Origin of the sequence: Anaerosporobacter sp., assembly GCF_031551385.1 — a bacterium.
In the GTDB taxonomy this organism is placed as follows: Bacteria; Bacillota; Clostridia; order Lachnospirales; family Lachnospiraceae; genus Anaerosporobacter.
The window spans coordinates 1-2,610 of record NZ_JAVBNS010000246.1 but is presented as its reverse complement, the minus strand read 5'-3'; the positions used below and the strand labels follow the sequence as shown (position 1 = coordinate 2,610).

Sequence of the window (2,610 nt, the reverse complement as noted above, 5' to 3'; positions counted from 1 at the left end):
AACTCCGCAGAGGAGTTGGACTTATTGTCTAAACGCTTCATTGTCTTTGAGATAGACGCCATAAAAGATAACAAGGAATTGTTTCCCGTGGTTACGATCATCATCATGGAAGCCTTTATCAAGAAGATGAGATTTTTGCGTATTGTACTGTAAATTAACTATTTATCGAACCGCAAAAAGACAATAGGTAATGAGATAGAAACGAGCGAAGTTCTTCGGTCTGCTTTGGTTTACCATCGTTTCAGATAACTCTACTAATTGCAAAATTAATATTATTTTTTGATCTAAAGGGTATCGGTTCTAAAAAATAAAGTACTTGGGATATTTACATGTGTTGTTTGAAATGAGTATCTTTGCATAGAGTAGATATAGATATGAAACAAACAAAAAAAGAAGTTATTCCCATCCACCAAATGGATGCTCAAATTCCGTTAGGTATAGGATTTGACTATCTGGATATGGCAAATAAGTATGATGGTATTATGCTTAAATCCGAATCACACATAGCTCATAGGGATGACTATTATATGTTTCTATTTATGGAAAGTGTAAATGCTTTCCTTACAATAGATTTTGAAGAAGTGCAGTTGGAAGAACAATCCGTCTTTTATGTTCGTCCGGGTCAAGTACATTTTGCATCCTCATTCCGTGAGATAAAAGGTTGGGCTTTAGCTATTGACTCTATGTTGGTTGGAAATAATTACAAAAATGTATTTGAGAAAACATTTCTTACACAAAGGGCAATAGTTTTAGATACTCTTACATTAAACAGAATAAGCGATACCGTGCGTTTGTTGGATGCTACCATGAAAGCAGAACCGACAGCATTCAGTAACGGAATGATTCTAAACTTGGCTAATGTATTTATAGGAATTATCGCAGAACAATATGCTGACAGACAAGAGAAATTACCACAAAATAAATCTCGTTCTGCACTCATAGCATATCAATTTAAAGAATTGTTGTCTGAGAATTACAAAACAACAAAAAGTCCAATCCAATATGCCCAGAAATTAAACTATTCACTTTCACACTTAAATGAATCAGTAAAAGAAATAACAGGCTTTCCTGTTAGTTATTGGATACATCAACAGATAGTTTTAGAGGCAAAACGCTTACTTTGTCATACTGATATGGATGTGAAAGAGATTGCTTTTTCTCTTGGATATGAGGATTACACTTATTTTTCCCGTCTATTTTCCAAAAACGTAAAGGTATCTCCTAACGCCTTTCGACGCAAATTCCACGAATAGTCCAACTTTTTCCCTTTATTCTCTATTTCCCGACAAGTGATATACCTGTAATTTTGCAGGCATAACATAGTTTTGTTATGCCTATATGAGGGAGTAAAAAGAATTAGAGAGTATGAAAGTAAAAAATAAGAAATCATTAAATAAACGTGCGATTGTTTCAGTTTCACTGTTATTCATGTTTATCCTTTTGCCTATTTCAGGTCAAATGATTGGAATAGTAAAAGATAATCCTGAAGCGCATTATTTCTGGGGCGGAACACATTGCCTGCTTGGGTTACTATTTTCCGTTTTCGGAATATTCCATATTGTTTATAATTGGAAATCACTAAAATATTATCTAAAAAAGAAATGAATACACTTTTGATTTTAGCAAGTCTTATTTTGCTACTTGTCTTCGGTTTTCACAAAAGAAGCAAAGTCGCTAAAAATAAATTTGTTAGAGCTGTGGTTGATAATTGCGTTGGATGTCAACTGTGTATAAAAAGGTGCAGTGCTAAGGCGTTAGATATGGAAGAACATGGGAACGAAAAACGAATAGTGATCAATCCTGATAAATGCACTACCTGTAAAAATTGTATTGCAGTATGTAGATTTAATGCTTTGGAATTAGTGAATCGAAAACAGACTGAAAATCAACAATCTTTTTAACACAATAAATATGAGTTGTATTGAATGCATATACATTAAAAAAAATCGGGATGTTTGTTCTGATATATCAGAATTGTTATTCCAACTTAAGATTCCTATACAAGAACAAACAGTGATATGGAATATGGCAGTTAAAGCTATAGGCTGTAGAAGACTTAAAAATTTATTATCTTCTCTAATGGAAAGGAAAAGTAATATAGATTCAATATCAAGAGATATTTGTGGTTCTAAATAGGCAAGGATCATTCAGCATAAGACAGGACTTCGGTCTGATTATTAATATTCACTTTAAATTTTATGCGTATGGATGATGTATTAAACACGAGTTTTTTCGGTCTATTGGCCGAATCCTCACAAGAAGTAACCAACGAAGAAATGCAAAGCGCCTATGCACAGTTTATCGCAAATATGGAAGCCGTAAGCAACTCCGACGATTACACACGTATCTTTCGGACGCTCAATGTCTCTCGTATTGAGATGGCACACCTACAAACTGTATTTCGGTACGAGCAGGGGGAAAAATGCCCTGAAGTTTGCCTACCTGCAAAAAGCCTTATCCTTTCTTGACGGCGAATTGGAACTGTTACGGATGAAAATCCAATACCCCGAACAGTTTATACCATCCAATCGACCAGTTTTGCAATCCTCTTTGACGGTCATTCCCAAATTTCCCAATATGGGTATTATGGGGATGACGGAAATACTCGTA

General features: G+C 34.6%; 5 protein-coding genes. All 5 read left to right on the top strand.

The annotated features are described in order from the left end of the window. Nucleotides 1-153, top strand: a 153-nt coding sequence (locus tag RMR19_RS18520; protein ID WP_442871555.1) for a TraG/VirB4 family ATPase, incomplete at its 5' end; no start/stop codon positions are given. 221 nt (nucleotides 154-374) lie between these two features. Beyond that, complete coding sequence (locus RMR19_RS18515) at nucleotides 375-1,253, top strand: helix-turn-helix domain-containing protein (protein ID WP_310604985.1); 879 nt, start codon at nucleotides 375-377, stop codon at nucleotides 1,251-1,253. Between the two features lie 112 nt (nucleotides 1,254-1,365). Then, complete coding sequence (locus RMR19_RS18510; protein ID WP_310604984.1) at nucleotides 1,366-1,605, top strand: DUF4405 domain-containing protein; 240 nt, start codon at nucleotides 1,366-1,368, stop codon at nucleotides 1,603-1,605. Further along, nucleotides 1,602-1,901, top strand: coding sequence for an NADH-quinone oxidoreductase subunit I (locus RMR19_RS22215; protein WP_442871554.1), 300 nt, complete (start codon nucleotides 1,602-1,604; stop codon nucleotides 1,899-1,901). The genes RMR19_RS18510 and RMR19_RS22215 overlap by 4 nt, the downstream gene beginning before the upstream one ends. A 303-nt stretch (nucleotides 1,902-2,204) precedes the next feature. After that, a complete protein-coding gene (locus RMR19_RS18505; protein WP_310604983.1) occupies nucleotides 2,205-2,468 on the top strand; it encodes a hypothetical protein in 264 nt (87 codons plus the stop codon). Nucleotides 2,469-2,610: the final 142 nt, after the last annotated feature.

Bases quoted from the DNA above. Each gene is read 5' to 3' on its own strand.
- RMR19_RS18515 (WP_310604985.1), top strand. From the start codon at position 375: ATGAAACAAACAAAAAAAGAAGTTATTCCCATCCACCAAATGGATGCT.
- RMR19_RS18510 (WP_310604984.1), top strand. From the start codon at position 1,366: ATGAAAGTAAAAAATAAGAAATCATTAAATAAACGTGCGATTGTTTCA.
- RMR19_RS22215 (WP_442871554.1), top strand. From the start codon at position 1,602: ATGAATACACTTTTGATTTTAGCAAGTCTTATTTTGCTACTTGTCTTC.
- RMR19_RS18505 (WP_310604983.1), top strand. From the start codon at position 2,205: ATGGATGATGTATTAAACACGAGTTTTTTCGGTCTATTGGCCGAATCC.